The organism is Streptomyces sp. NPDC007917, assembly GCF_042959105.1.
GTDB lineage: Bacteria > Actinomycetota > Actinomycetes > Streptomycetales > Streptomycetaceae > Streptomyces.
In genome coordinates this window covers 15,384-34,326 of the sequence record NZ_JBIBKK010000029.1, presented here as the reverse complement: position 1 = coordinate 34,326, position 18,943 = coordinate 15,384, and the positions used below count along the sequence as shown (strand labels likewise).

At 70.4% G+C, this 18,943-nt stretch carries 15 protein-coding genes and 2 pseudogenes; 5 read left to right on the top strand and 12 right to left on the bottom strand.

Going from position 1 to position 18,943, the window contains the following annotated elements:
• Positions 1-10: 10 nt before the first annotated feature.
• The 6 genes from ACFZDL_RS38275 to ACFZDL_RS38250 all read right to left on the bottom strand — a co-directional run bounded on the left by ACFZDL_RS38275 (position 11) and on the right by ACFZDL_RS38250 (position 7,441).
• On the bottom strand, positions 11-2,803 hold the full coding sequence (locus tag ACFZDL_RS38275; protein ID WP_353587379.1) for a SpoIIE family protein phosphatase: 2,793 nt from the start codon (positions 2,801-2,803) through the stop codon (positions 11-13).
• Between the two features lie 169 nt (positions 2,804-2,972).
• A complete protein-coding gene (locus ACFZDL_RS38270) occupies positions 2,973-3,416 on the bottom strand; it encodes an ATP-binding protein (RefSeq protein ID WP_353588110.1) in 444 nt (147 codons plus the stop codon).
• A 149-nt stretch (positions 3,417-3,565) separates the two neighbouring features.
• Complete coding sequence (locus ACFZDL_RS38265) at positions 3,566-3,961, bottom strand: (deoxy)nucleoside triphosphate pyrophosphohydrolase (protein WP_353587381.1); 396 nt, start codon at positions 3,959-3,961, stop codon at positions 3,566-3,568.
• A gap of 147 nt (positions 3,962-4,108) precedes the next feature.
• On the bottom strand, positions 4,109-4,294 hold the full coding sequence (locus ACFZDL_RS38260; RefSeq protein WP_014176736.1) for an SPOR domain-containing protein: 186 nt from the start codon (positions 4,292-4,294) through the stop codon (positions 4,109-4,111).
• Positions 4,295-4,516: 222 nt separating this feature from the next.
• The gene (locus ACFZDL_RS38255; protein ID WP_353587383.1) at positions 4,517-6,178 is read right to left on the bottom strand and encodes an APC family permease; all 1,662 of its coding nucleotides are present in this window, start codon (positions 6,176-6,178) and stop codon (positions 4,517-4,519) included.
• Between the two features lie 510 nt (positions 6,179-6,688).
• Positions 6,689-7,441, bottom strand: coding sequence for a GntR family transcriptional regulator (locus tag ACFZDL_RS38250; RefSeq protein WP_353587385.1), 753 nt, complete (start codon positions 7,439-7,441; stop codon positions 6,689-6,691).
• Between the two features lie 291 nt (positions 7,442-7,732).
• On the opposite strand from ACFZDL_RS38250, the gene ACFZDL_RS38245 reads away from it, so the two are divergent.
• The gene (locus ACFZDL_RS38245; protein WP_353587387.1) at positions 7,733-9,154 is read left to right on the top strand and encodes a M1 family metallopeptidase; all 1,422 of its coding nucleotides are present in this window, start codon (positions 7,733-7,735) and stop codon (positions 9,152-9,154) included.
• A 55-nt stretch (positions 9,155-9,209) separates the two neighbouring features.
• Here ACFZDL_RS38245 and ACFZDL_RS38240 read toward each other — a convergent pair.
• Both ACFZDL_RS38240 and ACFZDL_RS38235 read right to left on the bottom strand, forming a co-directional pair.
• Positions 9,210-9,652: pseudogene (locus ACFZDL_RS38240) on the bottom strand (nitrilase-related carbon-nitrogen hydrolase); the annotation flags it as partial.
• 12 nt (positions 9,653-9,664) lie between these two features.
• Entirely contained in the window at positions 9,665-10,015 is a 351-nt protein-coding gene (locus tag ACFZDL_RS38235) for a DoxX family protein (protein WP_353587389.1), read from the bottom strand.
• Positions 10,016-10,100: 85 nt separating this feature from the next.
• Here ACFZDL_RS38235 and ACFZDL_RS38230 point away from each other — a divergent pair, with 85 nt between their 5' ends.
• Both ACFZDL_RS38230 and ACFZDL_RS38225 read left to right on the top strand, forming a co-directional pair.
• Positions 10,101-11,015 (top strand): LysR family transcriptional regulator, encoded by a 915-nt coding sequence (locus ACFZDL_RS38230; RefSeq protein WP_353587391.1) that lies wholly within the window; start codon positions 10,101-10,103, stop codon positions 11,013-11,015.
• On the top strand, positions 11,012-11,581 hold the full coding sequence (locus ACFZDL_RS38225) for a Uma2 family endonuclease (protein ID WP_353587393.1): 570 nt from the start codon (positions 11,012-11,014) through the stop codon (positions 11,579-11,581). The genes ACFZDL_RS38230 and ACFZDL_RS38225 overlap by 4 nt, the downstream gene beginning before the upstream one ends.
• Positions 11,582-11,774: 193 nt before the next feature.
• On the opposite strand, the gene ACFZDL_RS38220 is transcribed toward ACFZDL_RS38225, so the two are convergent.
• Entirely contained in the window at positions 11,775-13,028 is a 1,254-nt protein-coding gene (locus ACFZDL_RS38220) for an ATP-binding protein (RefSeq protein ID WP_353587395.1), read from the bottom strand.
• Between the two features lie 822 nt (positions 13,029-13,850).
• A complete protein-coding gene (gene ychF / locus ACFZDL_RS38215) occupies positions 13,851-14,939 on the bottom strand; it encodes a redox-regulated ATPase YchF (RefSeq protein ID WP_353587397.1) in 1,089 nt (362 codons plus the stop codon).
• Positions 14,940-15,007: 68 nt separating this feature from the next.
• Between ychF and ACFZDL_RS38210 the strand changes: the two are divergent.
• Positions 15,008-15,670 (top strand): annotated as a pseudogene (locus tag ACFZDL_RS38210) (DUF6542 domain-containing protein); the annotation flags it as partial.
• A gap of 70 nt (positions 15,671-15,740) precedes the next feature.
• On the opposite strand, the gene ppgK reads toward ACFZDL_RS38210, so the two are convergent.
• Both ppgK and ACFZDL_RS38200 read right to left on the bottom strand, forming a co-directional pair.
• Positions 15,741-16,565 carry a polyphosphate--glucose phosphotransferase gene (ppgK, locus tag ACFZDL_RS38205; RefSeq protein ID WP_353588112.1) on the bottom strand — a complete coding sequence of 275 codons (825 nt, stop codon included), beginning with the start codon at positions 16,563-16,565 and terminating at the stop codon, positions 15,741-15,743.
• Between the two features lie 85 nt (positions 16,566-16,650).
• Positions 16,651-17,661, bottom strand: a complete 1,011-nt coding sequence (locus ACFZDL_RS38200; RefSeq protein ID WP_391193537.1) for a 4-hydroxy-3-methylbut-2-enyl diphosphate reductase — start codon at positions 17,659-17,661, stop codon at positions 16,651-16,653.
• Between the two features lie 55 nt (positions 17,662-17,716).
• Here ACFZDL_RS38200 and xseA point away from each other — a divergent pair, with 55 nt between their 5' ends.
• Positions 17,717-18,937, top strand: coding sequence for an exodeoxyribonuclease VII large subunit (gene xseA, locus ACFZDL_RS38195; protein ID WP_353587401.1), 1,221 nt, complete (start codon positions 17,717-17,719; stop codon positions 18,935-18,937).
• Positions 18,938-18,943: the final 6 nt, after the last annotated feature.

Below are 18,943 nucleotides of genomic sequence, written 5' to 3'. Positions count from 1 at the left end.
GGCTCACGCCTCACCACATGCTCAGCAGCGCCTCCACCGAGTCCGGGCCCGACGACTGCCCGTTCGGCAGCGCCAGCTCGAACCAGACGGTCTTGCCGTGCGGGGTGCGCCGGCTGCCCCAGCCCGCGCTGAGCAGGCCGACCAGCTGCAGCCCGCGCCCGCCCTCGTCGGTGTCGCGGGCGCGGCGGCGCCGGGGCTGGACCAGGCCGCTGTCCCAGACCTCGCAGACCAGCGTGCGGTCCAGCAGCAGGCGCAGCCGGATCTCGCCCTCGCCGTACCGCAGGGCGTTGGTGACCAGCTCGCTCACCAGCAGCTCGGTGGTGTCCACCAGTTCGTCCATGCCCCAGGACTCCAGCTGCTCCCGGGCCAGTTCACGGGCGCGGCCGACCGACTTGGGCTCGCTGGGCAGCTGCCAGTCGCCGACGGAGTCCGCCGACAGGCCCTGCATCCTGGCCATGAGCAGGGCGATGTCGTCCTCGCCGTGGTGGGTGTCCAGGGTGGACAGCACGTGGTCGCAGACGTCCTCCAGGGACACCGCGCTCTCGGGGGTGTTGAGGGAGGCGCGCAGGGCCTGCAGGCCCTCGTCGAGGGTGTGGTCGCGGGACTCGACCAGGCCGTCGGTGTAGAGGGCGAGCAGCGCACCGTCGGGGAGCTCGACCTCGGTCTCCTCGAACGGCTCGCCGCCGACGCCCAGCGGCATCCCGGGCGGGACCTCCATCAGCAGGGCGGGCTCGCCCGGTTCGACGAGGACGGGGGGCGGATGCCCGGCGTTGGCGAACGTACAGCGGCGGGTGACCGGGTCGTAGACGGCGTAGACGCAGGTGGCGAGGTAAACCTCAGCCAGGCCGGAGAGGTCGGAGGAGCCGTCGGCGGCCTTGCCGCGGGCGAGGGCGCGCGAGCCCGCCCGGCCTCCGGCGTGCGAGCCGCCGGGCGCGCCGAGCCCGGCGGCGATCTCGTCCAGCGCGGAGAGGACCTCGGCGGGCTCCAGGTCGAGCAGCGCCAGGGTCCGCACGGCGGTGCGCAGCTCGCCCATGGCGACGGCGGCGCGCAGACCGCGGCCCATCACATCGCCGACCACCAGGGCGGTGCGGTGGCCGGGCAGTTCGATGACGTCGAACCAGTCGCCGCCCACCTCGGTCGCCGCGTTTCCCGGCAGATAGCGGCAGGCGATATCGAGCCCGGCGGCCTCCGGGTCGCCGGGCGGCAGCAGGCTGCGCTGCAGTATCAGCGCGCGTTCGTGCTCCCTGCGGTAGAGGCGGGCGTTGTCGATGGAGACGGCCGCGCGGGCGGCGAGCTCCACGGCCAGGGCGGTGTCCCGCTCGCCGAAGGGCTCGCTGCCCTTGGTGCGGGAGAACTGGGCGAGGCCGACGACCGTGTCGCGCGCGACCATCGGCACCACCAGCGTGGACTGCAGCATCGTGCCCATCTCGAGGCTGTCGCCGCCGTCCCGGCCGGGGACGACGCGGGCCCGGGCGGTGCGCAGGGCCACGGCGCTGGGCGAGTTGAAGGGGTAGCGGTGCACCTCGCCGACCTGGACGGGCTTGGTGGTGGAGCCCGCTCCGTCGCCGCCGGCCAGATAGCTGTCGCCGAAGCCGACCGGGCCGGCCGAGACGGCGCTGGCGAAGGCCACCCGGCGCAGCTCGGCGCTCCCGTCGGCCAGTCCGGGCGGGGTCTCGTCGCCGACGAGCAGCCCCTGGTAGAGGTCGACGGAGGCCAGGTCGCAGAACTGCGGTACGGCCACGTCCAGCAGTTCGCGCGCGGTGGTCTCCAGGTCGAGGGAGGTGCCTATTCGGGCCCCCGCCTCGTTGAGCAGCGCCAGATTGCGCCGTACGCCCGCGGCTTCCTGTTCGGCGCGGCGGCGGCCGGTGACATCGGTGGCAAGACCGGCGACGCCGATGGGCCGGCCCGAGCCGCTGTGCAGCCGGTACAGCGAGATCGACCAGCGGCGCCGCTCGGGGTTGCCGGGCACGGTGCCCACGATGGGCATGTCGGTCAGCGACTGGCCGCTGTCGAGGACTTGGCGCAGGGCGGCGGCGAGCCGGTCGGCCTCGCCGCGCGGGAGCAGGTCGTACGCGGAGGCGCCGCGATACGCATCGGCGGGGCGGCCGAAAACCGTGGCAAACCGCTCATTGACCCGGAGCATGCGCAGATCGGTACCGAAGAGAAAGAAACCGAGCGGAGATTGACCGAAAACGGCCTGCGAGGCGGCGAGGTCGGTCTCCAGCCCCCGTAGGGCCGTCACATCCACGGCGATACACAGGGCGGACCGCTCACCGTGCTCGGTCTCGGCCGGCATCACATAGACCTCGGCGATGCCATGCGCCTGCGGCGCCTGGGGGTTGTGGTACGGGACGAGCCCGGTCCACTCCCTGCCGTCGAGGATGTCGGCGACCGTCCGACGGCTGGCCTCGCGCAACTCCGCCGGCACGAACGCCTCCACCGGGTCCTTGCCGATGGCCTCTTCATGGCTCAGGCCGAGGAGTTCGGTGGCGCGCCGGCTCCACTGGGCGATCCGGCCGTCGGGCCCCAGCGAGAAGGAGGCGACCCGGATGTAGTCGTAGATCGAGCCGGGCGGGCTGCTCTGCCACACCGACGCGGCGGCGGACAGCGAGGAATCCGGTGAACGGTACGGAATGGGCAAAGAAGATGAAGTGGACGCAGAGGATGAAGACGAAGAAGGCGATGAAGAAGACAAGGCGGGCGTGATGGGCGAACGTGACGATGAGGACGTACGGGACTCCGGCGACATCTGCGAACCAACCGCCTCCTCGGGCATCTCCGCCCCCGCTGGCTTCTCGCTCATGCGCCCGTCCCCTCCGGCTCAGGTGCTCCGACCGGCTCTCAGATAGCGAGTATCCAGCACCTCGGCCATCCGGAGTACGGTCTTCACGATCACAGCACTATCTCAGCCCGCATTCAGGTTCCGTCCCGGCTTTTTGACAAGCGCTCAAGATCAGCGCTCCCCCACACTCCTAACCGGGCAGAGCCAGCTCGAACCACACCGTTTTCCCGCCGGCGTTGGACCGGGCACCCCAGCGCAGCGCGCTGTGGGCCACCAACTGCAGACCTCGGCCGCTCTCGTCCTCCGGGGCGGCCACGCGCTCGCGCGGCGGATCGGCGAGCGGGTCGGAGACCTCGACCAGCAGCACCGGGTCCCGCGCGGCGCGTTCGCGACGGGCGTACATCCGGACGCCGATCGGACCGCTGGCATGCCGCAGCGCGTTGGTGACCAACTCGCTCACCAACAACACCGTCACATCGCACAGCGGCGTCAGACCCCAGCCGTCCAGCGCCTCGCGCACCTGGGAACGGACCACCCGGACGGCCCCGGGCTCGGCGGGGAGCACCCATGCGACGAAGCGGGCCCGACCGGACCCGGAACCGGCCGCTCCTGCGCTGTCCGTCACGCCGATCACTTCCCCCGACATGTCCAAGCCCCGCCGGAATGTATGGATTCAGGGAGGTTAATCAGTACATACCCGATATCCGGGCGGGAGTACCGTCGGCCGTCCTGCGAGGGGCCAAGGGATCGGCGAGTACGGGGCCGGAGGCGCCCGGACGGACCCTAGGCGCTCAGCAGCCGCCGCACCGCCTCGGCCACCGCCGGACGGTCCTCGTCCAGCCAGTCGACCTCGTCCACGCGCTCGGGCGGAAGCCAGCGCAGCTCGTCGTGGTCCTCCAGCGGGCGCGGCTCACCGGAGCACAGCTCCGCGGTCCACACCTGCAGGACGTACCCGGGCTTGAGGGTCCACTCGCCGGGCAGCCGCTCCAGCGGCCGCACCTCGACGCCCAGCTCCTCGCGCAGCTCGCGCACGAGGGTCTGCTGCGGCGTCTCGCCCGGCTCCGCCTTGCCGCCGGGCAGCTCCCAGCGGCCCGCGAGCTCGGGCGGGGCGCTGCGCCGCGCGGCCAGCAGCCGCCCCTGGTCGAACACCGCTCCGCCCACCACCACGCGCACCGTCATGCGCCGCACCCTACGGGAGACCCTGGATGCGGCGCGGGCGACGGGGGCGTCGATGGGACGCGGCGACGGAAGAGGCCCTGAGCCGGTTCGCCGGGCTCAGGTCCGGGGGGTCAGTGGGGCCGGGAAGCCGGGCCCGGCGGGGGCCGCTCAGCGGGCCTGACGGGAGGCCGCGGTCCGCTCGACGACGTAGAGCTGCTCCTTGCTCTGCGAGTCGAGCCGGTCGGCCACTTCCTGGGCCTCGGTCTTGGTGGCGTAACGGCCGACGCGATAGCGATTGCCGTTGTCGTCCTGGCGGATGACGAGCCATGGCAGGACGGCATTGCTGTCACTCATCGGTCCGCCCCCTCCAATCTGGCGCGCCCCCGCGCACGCCTCCGTGACTCCGGTAACGAATTCCCGATCCGCATATGCCCGAGCCTACGCCCAACCTTCACGCACCGGATACGCCTTCTTACAACGAGGTGTTCATCCGGCCATGCCGCCGGTCATCGGCGGCGTGGCCGGTCGAGGCGCCGTCCCGCCAGGGGGCGGCACCCTCGTCCGGCCCGCACCGTGTCAGACGCCCGCGGCGGCCTTCTCGCGCCGGTCGTCGTCCGCCTCACCCGCGGCCTCGGCCTCGGCCTCGGCGGTCAGCTCCTGCTCGGCCTGCACCAGGGTCGGGTTCCGCCATGCGCTGCTCACGCCCCAGGCGTAGAAGGCCAGACCGATCACGGCCACGATCAGGATGTCCCAGCCCTCGGGCAGATAGCCACGGCCGCCGTAGTCCTTGCCGCCGGCCCACGAGACCAGCGCCATGACCAGCAGGTACGCCACCATCCAGGCGCCCGCCAGCAGATGCGGCTTCAGCTCGGCCCACGGCTTGCGCAGCTCGTACCAGGCCCAGATCGGCAGACCGATCGCCATGATGAAGATGACCTTGCCGGTCAGCGGCCAGCGGGCCCAGTACAGGACGAGCGAGCCGAAGACCATCGCGATCGGCGCGATGATCGGCATCGCGCGCAGCTTCACCGGGCGCGGCAGGTCCGGGGAGAGGCGTCGCAGCGACATCACGGCCACCGGACCGGTGATGTACGAGATGACGGTCGCGACGGAGACGATCTCGGCGAGCGAGCCCCAGCCGCGGAAGACCGCGAGGAAGGCGAAGGCGATGACCAGGTTCAGCAGCAGCGCCGGGCGCGGGATGCCGGTCTTGGGGTCGACCTTGCCGAAGACCTTGGGCAGGTGGCCGTTCTCCTGCACGCCGTGGATCATGCGGGAGGTGGTGGCCGCGTAGATCATGCCGGTGCCGGACGGGGAGATGAAGGCGTCCGCGTACAGCAGCAGCGCCAGCCAGTTCAGGCCCCAGGCGGTGGCCAGGTCGGCGAGCGGGGAGTTGAAGGACAGGCTCGACCAGCCGCCGTGCGACAGGTCGGCGGCCGGGACCGCGCCCAGGAAGGCGACCTGCAGGGCGACGTAGATCACCAGCGAGATGATGATGGAGCTGATGACGGCCTTGGGCAGGGACTTGCCGGGGTTGCGCGCCTCGCCCGCCATGTTGAGCGGCGACTGGAAGCCGTTGTACGCCCAGACGATGCCGGAGACCGCGACGGCGGTGAACACCGAGCTCCAGCCGTTGGGGGTGAAGCCGCCGTTGTTGCTGATGTTGCCGCTGTCGAAGTGGGCCAGCAGCAGGGCGCCCGCGGTCAGCGTCGGGACGACCACCTTGAAGATGGTGATCGCGGTGTTGGTCTTCGCGAAGAGGGTGATCGCGAACCAGTTGAGGAAGAAGTAGAAGACCAGCAGGACGGAGGCGAGGACGACACCGGTGCCGGTCAGCTCCTTCCCGTCGTACAGGTGCTTGGCCCAGCCGAAGTCCCAGGAGCTCATGTACTGGATGGAGGCGGTGGCCTCACCCGGGATCACCGAGACGATGGCGATCCAGTTGGCCCAGGCGGCCAGATAGCCGGCGAGCGAGCCGTGCGAGTACTGCCCGTACCGGACCATGCCGCCGGCCTTGGGGAACATCGAGCCGAGCTCGGAGTAGGTCAGGGCGATGGTGAGGGCCACCGCGGCGCCGATCACCCAGGCGAGAATTGCGGCGGGGCCGGCCAGTGACGCGGCTCGCTCGGCACCGAAGAGCCAGCCGGAGCCAATGATGGAACCGAGGCCGACCGCGGTGAGCGACACCGTTCCGAGCGACCTTTTGTAATGCGAGTGGGAACCTTGTTCAGTGCTCAACGTCCCTGACACTCCCTTCGTCCCCCATAGCTGTACCTGATGCAAACGGCCGTCATCGTACAAGCGAATTGAAGGGGTGCCTCACGGGTTTGAGCTGAGTTTGAGGTCCGGCTCTCACGGATGTGCTCTGGACGGTATCAGCGCAGGTCAATCACTGGTAAAATCCATGAGAAGCATAAGTCAAGGCGGGCCCGACGGGCCCTTCGCTAAATCTTTACGAGCCGGGCACGGGACTTATTAATCCCATCCGTAATCGCCTGTAACTCGCCACGGAAGTGACGACTCTTCCGCAATGTTCATGCCCAGATACCGCGAATGGGCCGGATGGCTGGGTGACGCGAGTTGAGCACGATGTGCCGCTTTTCATGCAGCGACCACGGACCTCAAATCTACCTCAAATTCCGATGAGCTCAAATTCAGCTCAAATCCATTTGCGACTGCCGGAGTTGAGGAATCGTCGGCAGCGGCGCCCCGCGACCGAGCGGGCCGGCCCTCGGCCGGCCCCGGCCGTCACCGCACCGGAAGGCGGTACGCGACGCGGTACCGCTCCGCGAGCACCACCACATCGGCCGTCTCGACGGGGCGGCCGCCCGCGAAATACGTACGCGAGATGACGAGTACGGAGTGGCCCGGCACCCCGCCCAGCGTCAGCGCCTCCTCCGCCCGGCCGGGCCGCGCGGAGACCTCCTCCGTCACGTTGTCCACCACGACGTCGATCGCGGCCATCCGCTCGACCACGCCGCGCCCCGCCAGCGGCCCCTCCTCGGGCAGCATCACGGGCGAGCGGCCGGTGATGGCAAGCGGCTCCCAGGAGGTCGAGATCATCACCGCGTCCCCGGCGGCCCGGAACACATACCGGGTGCGCATGACCCGCTCGCCGGGCTCGATGCCCAGCCGCTCGGCGGTCTCGCGCCCGGCCTCCTCCCGCTCGCTGCTCGACTCCCAGGTGCCGATGATCCGGTCGTCGGCCTGCTCCTGGCGGAACGGACTGGCCGTGCCGCCGTCGCGGAAGCCGGTGCGGACCAGGCGGCGCGGGACGGGCCGCGCGCGGACATAGGTGCCGGAGCCGGAGCGGCCCTCGACCAGCCCCTCGGCCATCAGAACCTTGCGCGCCTCGAGGGCGACGGTGTCGGAGACCCCGTACTCCTCACGGATCCGGGCCTGGGAGGGGAGGCGGGTGTGCGGTGGCAGCTCGCCAGTGGTGATCTTCTTCCGGAGGTCGTCGGCGACTCGGAGGTATGCGGGCTGGTCACCAAAGGCCACGAGCGCTCCCAGTGGTTGACAGTCGGCAACAGCTTCGCAACCGAGGGTTGCCATCCGCAACTCAAGGCCAGAGCTTCACCAGAAGTGGTGAACTGCAGCTCAGAGACGTTTACTTCGACAACGACGCATAAGGTCGGTATCAATGACGATCAACGTCTGAGCAACGCCGTAAGACCGCCGTGCATCGCCGTGCATCGCCACAACACCGGCGAGCATCGCCGTACACAGCCATACACAGCCGCCCGCCGCCGTTCAGCGCCGTTCAACAGCCCGCCCCCCCAGGAGCCCGCCGTGCGCACTCGCCCCACCCCGCGGCCGCTGCCCGCCGCCCTCGCCCTGCTGCTGTGCGCCGCGTGCACCGGCGGCTCGGGGCCCACGGACGCCACCAAGGACGTCCCCGGGGCACGGCCGGGCGCCGCCGGGGTCGGCGATCCGCTCTTCCCGGGGCTCGGCAACGGCGGCTACGACGTGTCCCGTTACCGCCTCACCCTCGACTACGCCCCCGACTCCCACCGCCTCAAGGGCATCGCCGAGCTCACCGCCCGCACCACCCGCGCCCTGACCTCCTTCCACCTGGACCTCGCCGGGCTGCGGGTGCGCGAGGCCACGGTCGACGGCCGGCCCGCGAAGACCGCGCGCAGCGGCACGGAGCTGACGCTCACCCCCGCCGCCGCCCTCCCCAAGGGCCGTACGTTCAAGGCCACGGTCGTCTACGACGGCACGCCGAAGACCATCTCGGACCCGGACGGCTCGGAAGAGGGCTGGATCAAGACGGCCGACGGGGCCGTGGGGGTCGGCGAACCCACCGGCTCCATGGCCTGGTTCCCGGGCAACAACCACCCCTCCGACAAGGCCGCGTACGACATCACCATCACCGTCCCCCAGGGCTACACCGCCGTCTCCAACGGCGAGCTGACCGGCCGGAGCGAGCACGGCGACCGCACCACCTTCCGCTGGCACACCGGCGAGCCCATGGCGAGCTATCTGGCCACCGTCGCCATCGACGACTTCGACATCCACACCACGACCACCGACGGCACCCTCCCCCAGTACGTCGCCGTCGACCCCGAACTCGCCGACCGGGCCGCCGGCGTCCCCGACCAGGTCACCGAGGTCATCGACTGGGAGACCCGGACCTTCGGCCCGTACCCCTTCTCCTCCACCGGCGCGATCGTGGCCGACGCGCCCGGCCTCGGCTACGCCCTGGAGACCCAGACCAAGCCGCTCTTCCCCTCCCCGCCCAGCGAGCCGCTCATCGTGCACGAGCTCGCCCACCAGTGGTTCGGCAACTCCGTGACGCCCCGGACCTGGAAGGACATGTGGCTCAACGAGGGGTTCGCCACCTACGCCGAGTGGCTGTGGGAGGAGGACCACGACGGCCGCACCACCCAGGAGATCTTCGACGACTTCTACGACGGCACGGACGACGAGAGCGAGGGCATCTGGGACTTCCCGCCCGCCGCCCCGCCCAGCGCCGGCCGGGTCTCGGACCCGCCCGTCTACGGACGCGGGGCGATGGTGCTGCACAAGGTGCGCGAGGCCGTCGGCGACAAGACCTTCTTCGCCATCCTGCGCGCCTGGACCCGGGACCACCGCCACGGCAACGCCGACACCGCGCAGTTCATCGCGCTGTGCGAGAAGAAGTCGGGCAAGGACCTCCATGACCTCTTCGACGTCTGGCTGTTCAAGGACGCCAAGCCGAAGAAGCCGTGACGCGGACGGCAAGCCGAAGCGGCCGTAACGCGATCGCCCAGGGCTGCTGCCGCCCTCAGCGCCCCGCGCCGGGTGCCGGGATGGCAAGGACGCGGTCCCGCAGGACCGGAAGCTCCGTACGGATCGCCGCGACCGCGTCCATCTCGACCTCAGCGGTCAGAATCTCCTCGCCGGCCCCGGCCTCGGCGAGCGTTCGCGGCGCCGGGCCGGCCAGGCGGCGGGCACGGCCAGGATCTCCGTCCCGGCATCGACCAGGGCCCGGAACAGCTCGGGAAACCGCAGGTCATAGCAGGTGGCGAGGCCGAGCTCGCCGAGTTCGGTGGGGACCGTCACCACATCCCGCCCGGCGGCCATCCAGGCGGCCTCACCGGTGTCGAAGCCATAGCGGTGGATCTTGCGGTACGTACGGCGCAGCGCCCCCGTCCGGTCCAAGACCAGCGCGGTGTTGTAGAGCGCGCCGTCGCCGTCGCGCTCGACCACCGTGCCCGCGTGCAACCACCCAGAGCGCGGCTACCGCATCAGAGCAAGGGCGAGAGCCGCGACAGCCAGCCCCAGATACCCCACGGGAAACGCGATGTTGTGGAAGACGCGCTTGCGCATATGCGCCCCGACGGCACCGACGAAGAACAGCACAAGCCCCACCGCGGCGGCCACCCCGATGAACCGGACGCCCGCAAGCCCCAGCAGCAGCCCGGCGGCCCCAGCGGCCTTGAGCCCGGCGAGCCAGGGGATCCAGCCCCGCGGAACGCCCACTTCCGCCGAGTTCGCGAGCACGAACTCCGCCTTCGCCAGATCCGCCACCGCGATCCCGGCGTTCGCCACGATCGCGACGGCGGTGACGGCCGCATACACGCTGAACACTCGCGCCCCTTCCTGTCTGTCCCCGCCAACCAGCCTCGTCAGGGCTCGGAGCGCCGTCCAATACCTGCCTCCATAACCTGGCGGCATGGACATCGACACGCGGTTGCTGCGCTACTTCGTCGCCGTGGCGGAGGAAGGGAACCTCACCCACGCGGCCCAGCGGCTGTTCGTCTCCCAGCCCGCGCTGACCAAGCAGATCAAGCAGCTGGAGGCCCAGCTCGGCACGGCGCTGTTCACCCGCTCCCGCTCCGGTATGACCCTCACCGAACCGGGCCGCGCCCTGGCCGAGCGGGCACCCGCCCTGCTGGCCGACTGGGACTGGATCCTCCGTGAGACCAAGGCCGCCGCGAGCCGGGCCGCCCGCGTGCTGCGCGTCGGCCTCGTGGCCAGCGGGGCCAACGAGGCGACGCAGCCCATCGTCGCCGAGTTCTCCCGCCGCCGACCGGGCTGGCGCGCCCAGATGCGCCAGGCCTCCTGGGCCAACCCCTCGGCGGGCCTGGCCGACGGAGAGGCCGACGTGGCCCTGGTGCGCCTCCCCTTCCCCGGCCAGGACGCCCTGCGCGTGACACCCCTGTTCACCGAACCCCGCTGCGTCGCCCTCGCCGCGGCGCACCCGCGAGCCGCCGGCGCCGATGTGATCCCCTTCCGAGACCTCTGGGACGAACCCTTCGTCGCGGCCCCCGCCGAATCGGGCCCCTGGCGCGAGTACTGGCTCGCCGCCGACGAACGCGAAGGCCACCCGGTCCGCATCGGCGCCGTCACCGACCAGCCCGACGACTGGCTCAACGCCATCGCCAACGGCTACGGCATCGCCCTCGCCCCCGAATCCGCCGCCCGCTTCTACGCCCGCCCCGGCGTCGTCTACCGCCCCGTCACCGGAGTCGGCCCGAGCCGGGTCGCCGTCGCCTGGGCCCCGGCCGACGACGACAACCCAGTCGTCCAGGACTTCGCCCACTGCTGCCTGGACCTGGGGACCGGCGGCGGTACGGTGGTGCCATGACCGCCCTGCCCGACTGGATGCGCCCGCCGCGCGATGAAGGCTGGTTCGCGGAGGATCTGGACCGCCTCCCCGAGGCGCCACGCCACACCGAGCTGATCGACGGAGCCCTCGTCTTCATGATGTCGCCGCAGAGGTGGTGGCACGGCCACCTCGTCACCATGCTCACGCTTGCCCTCATGGAGCAGGCACCCGCCGGTACCAGGGTCGGTCGCGAGATGACGATCAAGCTCGACGAGCGCAACCGTCCCGAACCGGACCTCCTGGTGACGACAGCCGACTTCAAGGGCGATCGCACGTGGTTCGCCCCTGGCGAAGTCCAGCTCGTCGTCGAGGTCGTCTCCCCCGAATCAGCCCACCGTGACCGCACGGTCAAGCACCGCAAGTACGCGGAGGCAGGCATCCCGCACTACTGGTGCATCGAAGAGAAAGACGGTTCACCGGTCGTCCACGTCTACGAGCTCGATGGACCGACTGGCGCCTACGCCCCCGCCGGCATCTTTCGCGGCAGCCTCCGCCGACCGGTGCCGTTCGAGATCAGCCTGGATCTCGACAAGCTCACACCGTAAGGCGTCACCCGGCGCGAGAACGAAGAGGGTCCGCACTCGCCGAGTGCGGACCCTCTTCGTATGTCAGACGTTGAAGCGGAACGTCGGGAACAGCGCAGTCACCTGCGGAAACGGCAAATCCGGCCGGACCATCCAGCGCCGATCCAGCAACAGGCATGGAATCGCTGGATCACCCCACCGGCCCCACCGCCCGTCAGGGGCTCAGCTGCCACAGGGCGTCCATGGGCAGAGCCCGGATCCGGTCGCCGAACGGCAAGGTCTGCTGTCCCGTATAGAGGACGTAGCCGGCGACGAACCGGTCCCCGAGCAGGTTGGCGAGATTGCGCAGCCCCGAGAGGTCCTCGGTGCGCACGGTGGCCCCGGCCTTGACCTCAATGCCGATCACGTCGCCTCGCGGTGTCTCGATGACCGCGTCTACCTCGACCTTGTCCTTGGTCCGATAGTGGAAGAGGCGGCCTTGCTGCTCGGACCAGGTCAGCTGGCGGGCGAGCTCCATGACGACGAAGTTCTCCAACATGGCACCGGCCGCGCCGTCGGGCTCAGCGAGCCGGGCGGCGTCCTGGCCCGTCAGATGGCAGGCGATCCCGGTGTCGACGAAGGCGAGTTTGCCAGTCCCCACCGTCCTTCCCGTCAGCCCGGAGGTCCAGGCCGGAATGGTCTTGATCAGAAAGACTGAGGTAAGCAGTTCCAGGTAGCGCACCAGCGTGGTGCGGGGAATACCCGAGGCGGTGGCGAGCGCCGCAGGGACCAGCAGCCCTCCAGTCCGCCCGGCAAGGAGACCGAGGAGTTTCAGGATCTCGCCATGCCGCTCGATACTGGCGAGCTCCAGCACATCACGTTCGACAAGCGTCGAAAGATAGGCGTTGAAGAACGCGGTCCGGCGCCGGGGCGTGCGCTTGACGGCCTCGGGGAATCCGCCGACGACCGCGCGGTCCAGATAGTCGCGCTTACGCAGAGCGGAGGTGCGGCTGAGGCCGGGGCCGTGAGTGAACGCCGCGTCGACGAACCGGTCCGGACCGCCGCTGATCTCCCCTTGCGAGAACGGCCACAGTTCGATGACCTCCATACGGCCGGGCAGCGCATCCGGCAGCGTCCGCATGGCAAGGATCCGCGAGGATCCGGTCAGCAGGAAGCGCCCCGGCGTCGGATCGAGGTCGACGGCCACCTTGATCGCACGGAGGAGTTCCGGCGCGAGCTGGATCTCGTCGATGAGCATCATCGAGTCGTGCTCGACGAATCCCGTGGGATCGTCCATCGCGGCACGCAGGGTCGCCGCGTCGTCGAGCAGACGCAGGACGGGGTCGCGTCGACGCGCGGCGGTCAGGCGGGTCAAGGTCGACTTCCCCGCCTGACGGGCGCCGTTGACCAGCACCACGCGTGTGTCATCGAGCGCTTCCGCGACAAGGCTCTCGGCATGGCGCCGAACCAGATCATTGCAAGTTGCCATGCATCACAGAGTGCCACCACCGCCAAGATCAATGGTCATTTAGACGCACCTCTGGTGGACAAACAGCCGATAGGATGGTGGGCATTCGGACGGACGATGGTCCATCGATCACTCGAGCGACCGACAGCTGAAGTTCCTGAGCGGCCATGCAGCTCGGCGAGCAGCTGCCAGGCAACGGGAACGTCACCGCCACCGCAGCCGCCCTCAGCCCGGGCCGACCCGCACAACAGTCGGCACGCGAAGAGTGAGCGGCGCCTCCATCATCGACAGATCCGAGCGATGAGGACCAGCAGCACCGGCTTGGTTTCCAGCCCCCGGTCCCAGGCCCGTTGCAGCATCCCCTCAAAGGCGCCATCGACACCATCCCTTGCCATCCGCGATCGCCTTGTCCCGAGCACGGTCGAACGGTGCCTCCCCGTCCCTCGCCAGGGCAAGGCCATCCAGTCGGTGTGGCCGATGGGGTCGACCGGACGATGCTTGCACGGGCGACCGTGCGCTTGTGTCACCAGACCATCGCCTGGTCCGACCGCCCCCGCTGCTCGACTGCCCCGCAACCTCTCCGCAGTGACCTGCGAGAACGTCCCACCGTGGTGCCGATCCAGCAGGTATCCAGCAGTCGGCGATCGCCACCGTCGCGCACCTCGCGCAACAGCAGCGACGTCCCCGGCGAGACGGCTGCGACGACGTGGTCCGACGGTTCAAAATCAGCTCGATCCAGCACGGATCCAGCAACGGGTACGGCGACGGGGTCGATCCCATTGCGGGCCGACCCCATTTGACCTGCGTGTTTGCCAGATCGCCACGCCGATACTAAGGCGGCTGCTAAACGTTGAAGCGGAACTCCACCACGTCCCCGTCCCGCATCACATAGTCCTTGCCCTCCATCCGGGCCTTCCCCGCCGCGCGGGCCTCGGCGACCGAGCCCGTGGCGACCAGGTCCTCGAAGGAGATGACCTCGGCCTTGATGAAACCCTTCTGGAAGTCGGTGTGGATCACACCGGCCGCCTCCGGGGCGGTCGCGCCCTTCTTGATGGTCCAGGCGCGGGACTCCTTGGGGCCGGCCGTGAGGTAGGTCTGCAGGCCGAGGGTGTCGAAGCCGACGCGGGCGAGGGTGGCGAGGCCGGGTTCGTCCTGGCCGACGGACTGGAGGAGTTCGAGGGCTTCCTCGTCGTCGAGTTCGGCGAGGTCGGCTTCCAGCTTGGCGTTGAGGAAGATCGCCTCGGCGGGGGCGACGAGGGCGCGCTGCTCGTCCTTGAAGGCGTCGTCGGTGAGCTCGTCCTCGTCGACGTTGAAGACGTAGAGGAAGGGCTTGGTGGTGAGCAGGTGCAGCTCGTGGAGGACGGCGGCGCGCTCGGTGCCCTGGACGATGCCGGCGGAGAAGAGGGTGCGGCCCTCGTCGAGGATGGCCTTGGCCTCCTCGACGGCCTTGACCTGGGCCTGCTTGTCCTTCTGGATCCGCGACTCCTTGACCAGGCGCGGCAGCACCTTCTCGATGGTCTGCAGATCGGCGAGGATCAGCTCGGTGTTGATCGTCTCGATGTCGTCCTTGGGCGAGACCTTGCCGTCGACGTGGACGACGTTCTCGTCCTTGAAGGCGCGGATGACCTGGCAGATCGCGTCGGACTCGCGGATGTTCGCCAGGAACTTGTTGCCCAGGCCCTCGCCCTCGGAGGCGCCCTTGACGATGCCCGCGATGTCGACGAAGTCGACCGTGGCGGGGAGCTTGCGGGCCGAGCCGAAGATCTCGGAGAGGGTGTCGAGGCGGGGGTCGGGGACGCCGACCACGCCGACGTTGGGCTCGATGGTGGCGAACGGGTAGTTGGCCGCCAGGACGTCGTTCTTGGTCAGGGCGTTGAACAGGGTCGACTTGCCGACATTCGGCAGACCGACGATTCCGATCGTGAGCGACACGTTGGCGACTTCCCGTAACTTCCCGTAGCGAGAATGTGACGACAGGGACGAGGCCCGCGACGGGGCCGATGCACCAGTCTACGGGGCCGCTCCGCGTCACCCGGCCGGACCGACAATCGGTCGAACACACTGCCAAGGTCCTGCGAAGGGCGTGTCCAACACCGGATTCTCGTCGCCCCTCGACCTACGTTGGTCGCGTGGAGCACTACAGCACCCGTCCCCCGCGCCGTTCCTACGCCCCCTCGCCCCGCCCGGCGGCGGACGACAGAGACATGAGCCGAGGCAGCCGGGAGAACCGGGAAAGCCGGGAGAGCCGGGACAGGCCCGGAGGCGGCGCGGGCGCGGCGGCGCGCGGGCCGGTGGCGGCGCGCCGCCCCGGACCGGCGCCCGCGACGGCGGCGGGCGCCGTGGGGCCGGCCGTGCGGCGTGCGGCGGCCGGGCTGCGCTATCCCACCCCGCGCCTGACCGGCTTCGGGGCGGGGCTGCTGGCCACCGTCGCCATGCTGGCCTTCGGATGCCTGGACGCGCTGCTGTTCTCCGGCTCCACCACCTCGTACGGCGTGGTCTTCCTGTTGGTGAGCACGGCCTGCGGGCTGTGGGTGCGGCCGGTGGACCTGGCCGCGGCGCCGGTCGGGGTGCCGATCGCGTTCGCGTCCGGGCTGCTGCCGATCAATGAGGGGACGGCGGGCCTGGCCGGGCAGACGATGGGCATCTTCACCTCGCTGTCCTTGACCGCCGGCTGGCTCTACGCCGGGACGCTGCTGACCGCGCTGATCGTCCTGGCGCGCAAGGGCGCCCTGGTCAGTCGGCGGAACCAGCGGCAGCAGTGGGAGCGGCAGCAGAGTCGCGGATCGCGGCCCGATCAGCCGTCGCGGCCGGACCGGCCAGAGCGGTCCGGGCAGCCATCGCGGCCCCCACGATCCCCGCGTTGTTCAACAGCTGCGCAGGCACGACCTCGGCCTTGATTCCCTCGATCAGCGGCAGGAACTTCGACGCCTTGCGGCTCACCCCGCCGCCGATCACGAACAGCTCGGGCGAGAACAGCATCTCCACGTGCGCGAGGTACTTCTGCACCCGGTGCGCCCAGCTGTGCCAGCTCAGGTTGTGGTCGTCCTTGGCCTTGGTCGAGGCCCGCTTCTCCGCCTCGTGACCGCCGAGCTCCAGATGGCCCAGCTCGGTGTTGGGCACCAGGCGCCCGCCGGTGAAGACCGCGCTGCCGATGCCGGTCCCGAAGGTGAGCAGGATGACCGTGCCCGTACGGCCGCGCCCGGCGCCGAAGGTCATCTCCGCGATGCCGGCCGCGTCCGCGTCGTTGACCACCGTGACCGGCGACCCCAGCCGCGCGCCGAGCAGCGCCGCCGTGTCGACGTCGATCCAGCTCTTGTCGACGTTGGCGGCGGTGCGCGTCACCCCGCTCGTCACCACGCCCGGGAAGGTCACCCCGACCGGCCGCCCGGACCAGCCGAAGGAGTCGACGACCTCCCTGACGCTCTCCGCCACCGCGTCGGGCGTGGACGGCTGCGGCGTGAGGACCTTGAAGCGCTCCTCGGCCAGATCCCCGCGCACCAGGTCCACCGGCGCGCCCTTGATGCCCGAGCCGCCGATGTCCACGCCCAGGACGCCGATGGCGTCGCCGGGGCGGGCGACGGGCCCGGGCTGCGACTGCGCCTGCTGCTGCGGTGCGGTATGCGTCGATTCCATGATCGAAAGGCTAGACGGTCTCGGCGGAAGTGGTGCCCGCCACCGCGGCCCCGGCCTCGGCCCTCAGGTCGCGGCGCAGCTCCTTGGGCAGCGAGAAGGTCAGGCTCTCCCGCATCGGCTGGACGACCTCCACGTCCCCGAAGCCACGCTCGGCCAGCCACTCGAGCACGCCCTCGACCAGCACGTCCGGCACCGAGGCGCCCGAGGTCACGCCGACCGTCGACACGCCCTCCAGCCAGGCCTCGTCGATCTCGCCGGCGAAGTCGACCAGATGACCGGCCTTGGCGCCGGCGCCGAGGGCGACCTCGACCAGCCGCACCGAGTTGGAGGAGTTCTTGGAGCCGACGACGATGACGAGGTCGGCCTCGGCGGCCACCTGCTTGATCGCGGTCTGGCGGTTCTGCGTGGCGTAGCAGATGTCGTCGCTGGGCGGGCTGACCAGCGCCGGGAACCGCTCCTTGAGCGCGTCCACGGTCTCCATCGTCTCGTCGACGGAGAGCGTGGTCTGGGACAGCCAGACGACTTTGGACTCGTCGCGGACCCTGACGTTCTCCACGTCCTTCGGGCCGTCGACGAGGGTGATGTGGTCCGGCGCCTCGCCGCTGGTGCCGATGACCTCCTCGTGGCCCTCGTGACCGATCAGGAGGATGTCGTAGTCCTCCTTGGCGAACCGGACGGCTTCCTTGTGGACCTTGGTGACCAGCGGGCAGGTCGCGTCGATGGTGGCGAGCCGGCGCTGTCTGGCCTCCTCGTGGACGACCGGCGCGACGCCGTGGGCCGAGAAGATCACGATGGACCCCTCGGGCACCTCCTCCGTCTCGTCGACGAAGATCGCGCCCTTCTTCTGGAGGGTCTGCACGACGTATTTGTTGTGGACGATCTCCTTGCGCACGTAGATCGGCGCCCCGTACTGCTCGAGGGCCTTCTCGACGGCGATCACGGCACGGTCCACGCCGGCGCAGTAACCGCGGGGGGCCGCGAGCAGGACCCGGCGGGCTGTCGTTGCAGTCATGTTCACCATGGTAGGGGGCCCTGACCCCCGGGCTTTGTCAGTGGCGGCCGATACGCTCGCGCACATGGCTGTCAACACATCCGCGGAGACGCCGATCCCGGTCGGCGAGGTGTCCCGGCTGATCGGGGGGTGGATCGACCGGCTCGGGGCGGTGTGGGTCGAGGGGCAGATCACCCAGCTGTCCCGGCGCCCCGGCGCCGGGGTGGTGTTCCTGACGCTGCGCGACCCCTCGTACGACATCTCGCTCACCGTCACCTGCTTCCGCGCCGTCTTCGACAAGGTCGCGGACACGGTCACCGAGGGCGCGCGGGTGGTGGTCCATGCCAAGCCGGAGTGGTACGCGCCGCGCGGCCAGCTGTCGCTGCGGGCCGCCGAGATCCGGCCGGTCGGGGTCGGGGAGCTGCTGGCCCGGCTGGAGCTGCTGAAGAAGTCGCTGGCGGCGGAGGGGCTGTTCGCGGCGGACCGCAAGAAGCCGCTGCCGTTCCTGCCGCAGCTGATAGGGCTGGTCTGCGGGCGGGCCTCGGCCGCAGAGCGCGACGTCCTGGAGAACGCGCGGCTGCGCTGGCCCGCGGTCCGCTTCGAGGTGCGCAATGTCGCGGTGCAGGGCGTCCATGCCGTGCCGCAGGTGATCGAGGCGGTCCAGGAGCTGGACGCGCTGCCGGAGGTGGACCTGATCATCGTGGCACGCGGCGGCGGCAGCGTGGAGGATCTGCTGCCCTTCTCCGACGAGCAGCTGGTGCGGGCCGTGGCGGCCTGCGCCACCCCGGTGGTCTCGGCGATCGGACACGAGCCGGACTCGCCGCTGCTGGACCTGGTCGCCGATCTGCGCGCCTCCACGCCCACCGACGCGGCCAAGAAGGTCGTGCCGGACGTGGGCGAGGAGCTGGTGCGCATCCAGCAGCTGCGCGAGCGCGCGCTGCGCAGCGTGCGCGGCCTGCTGGACCGGGAGGAGCGGGGGCTCGCGGCCGCGCTGGCCCGGCCCTGTATGCGGCAGCCGCACCGCATGGTGGACGAGCGGGCCGAGCAGGTCTCGGGGCTGCTCGACCGCGGTCGGCGCTGTCTCGGGCATCTGCTGGACCGGGCCGACTCGGAGCTGACGCACACCCACGCCCGGGTGGTGGCCCTGTCCCCCGCCGCGACGCTGCGGCGCGGCTATGCGGTGCTGCAGCGCGGGGACGGGTCGGTGGTCCGGGCGGCGGCCGAGGTGAGCGCGGACGAAGAGCTCAGGGCGCGGGTCGCCGAGGGCGAATTCACGGTCCGCGCCGTTGTCAGCCCCTCTGAATAGGCTGTG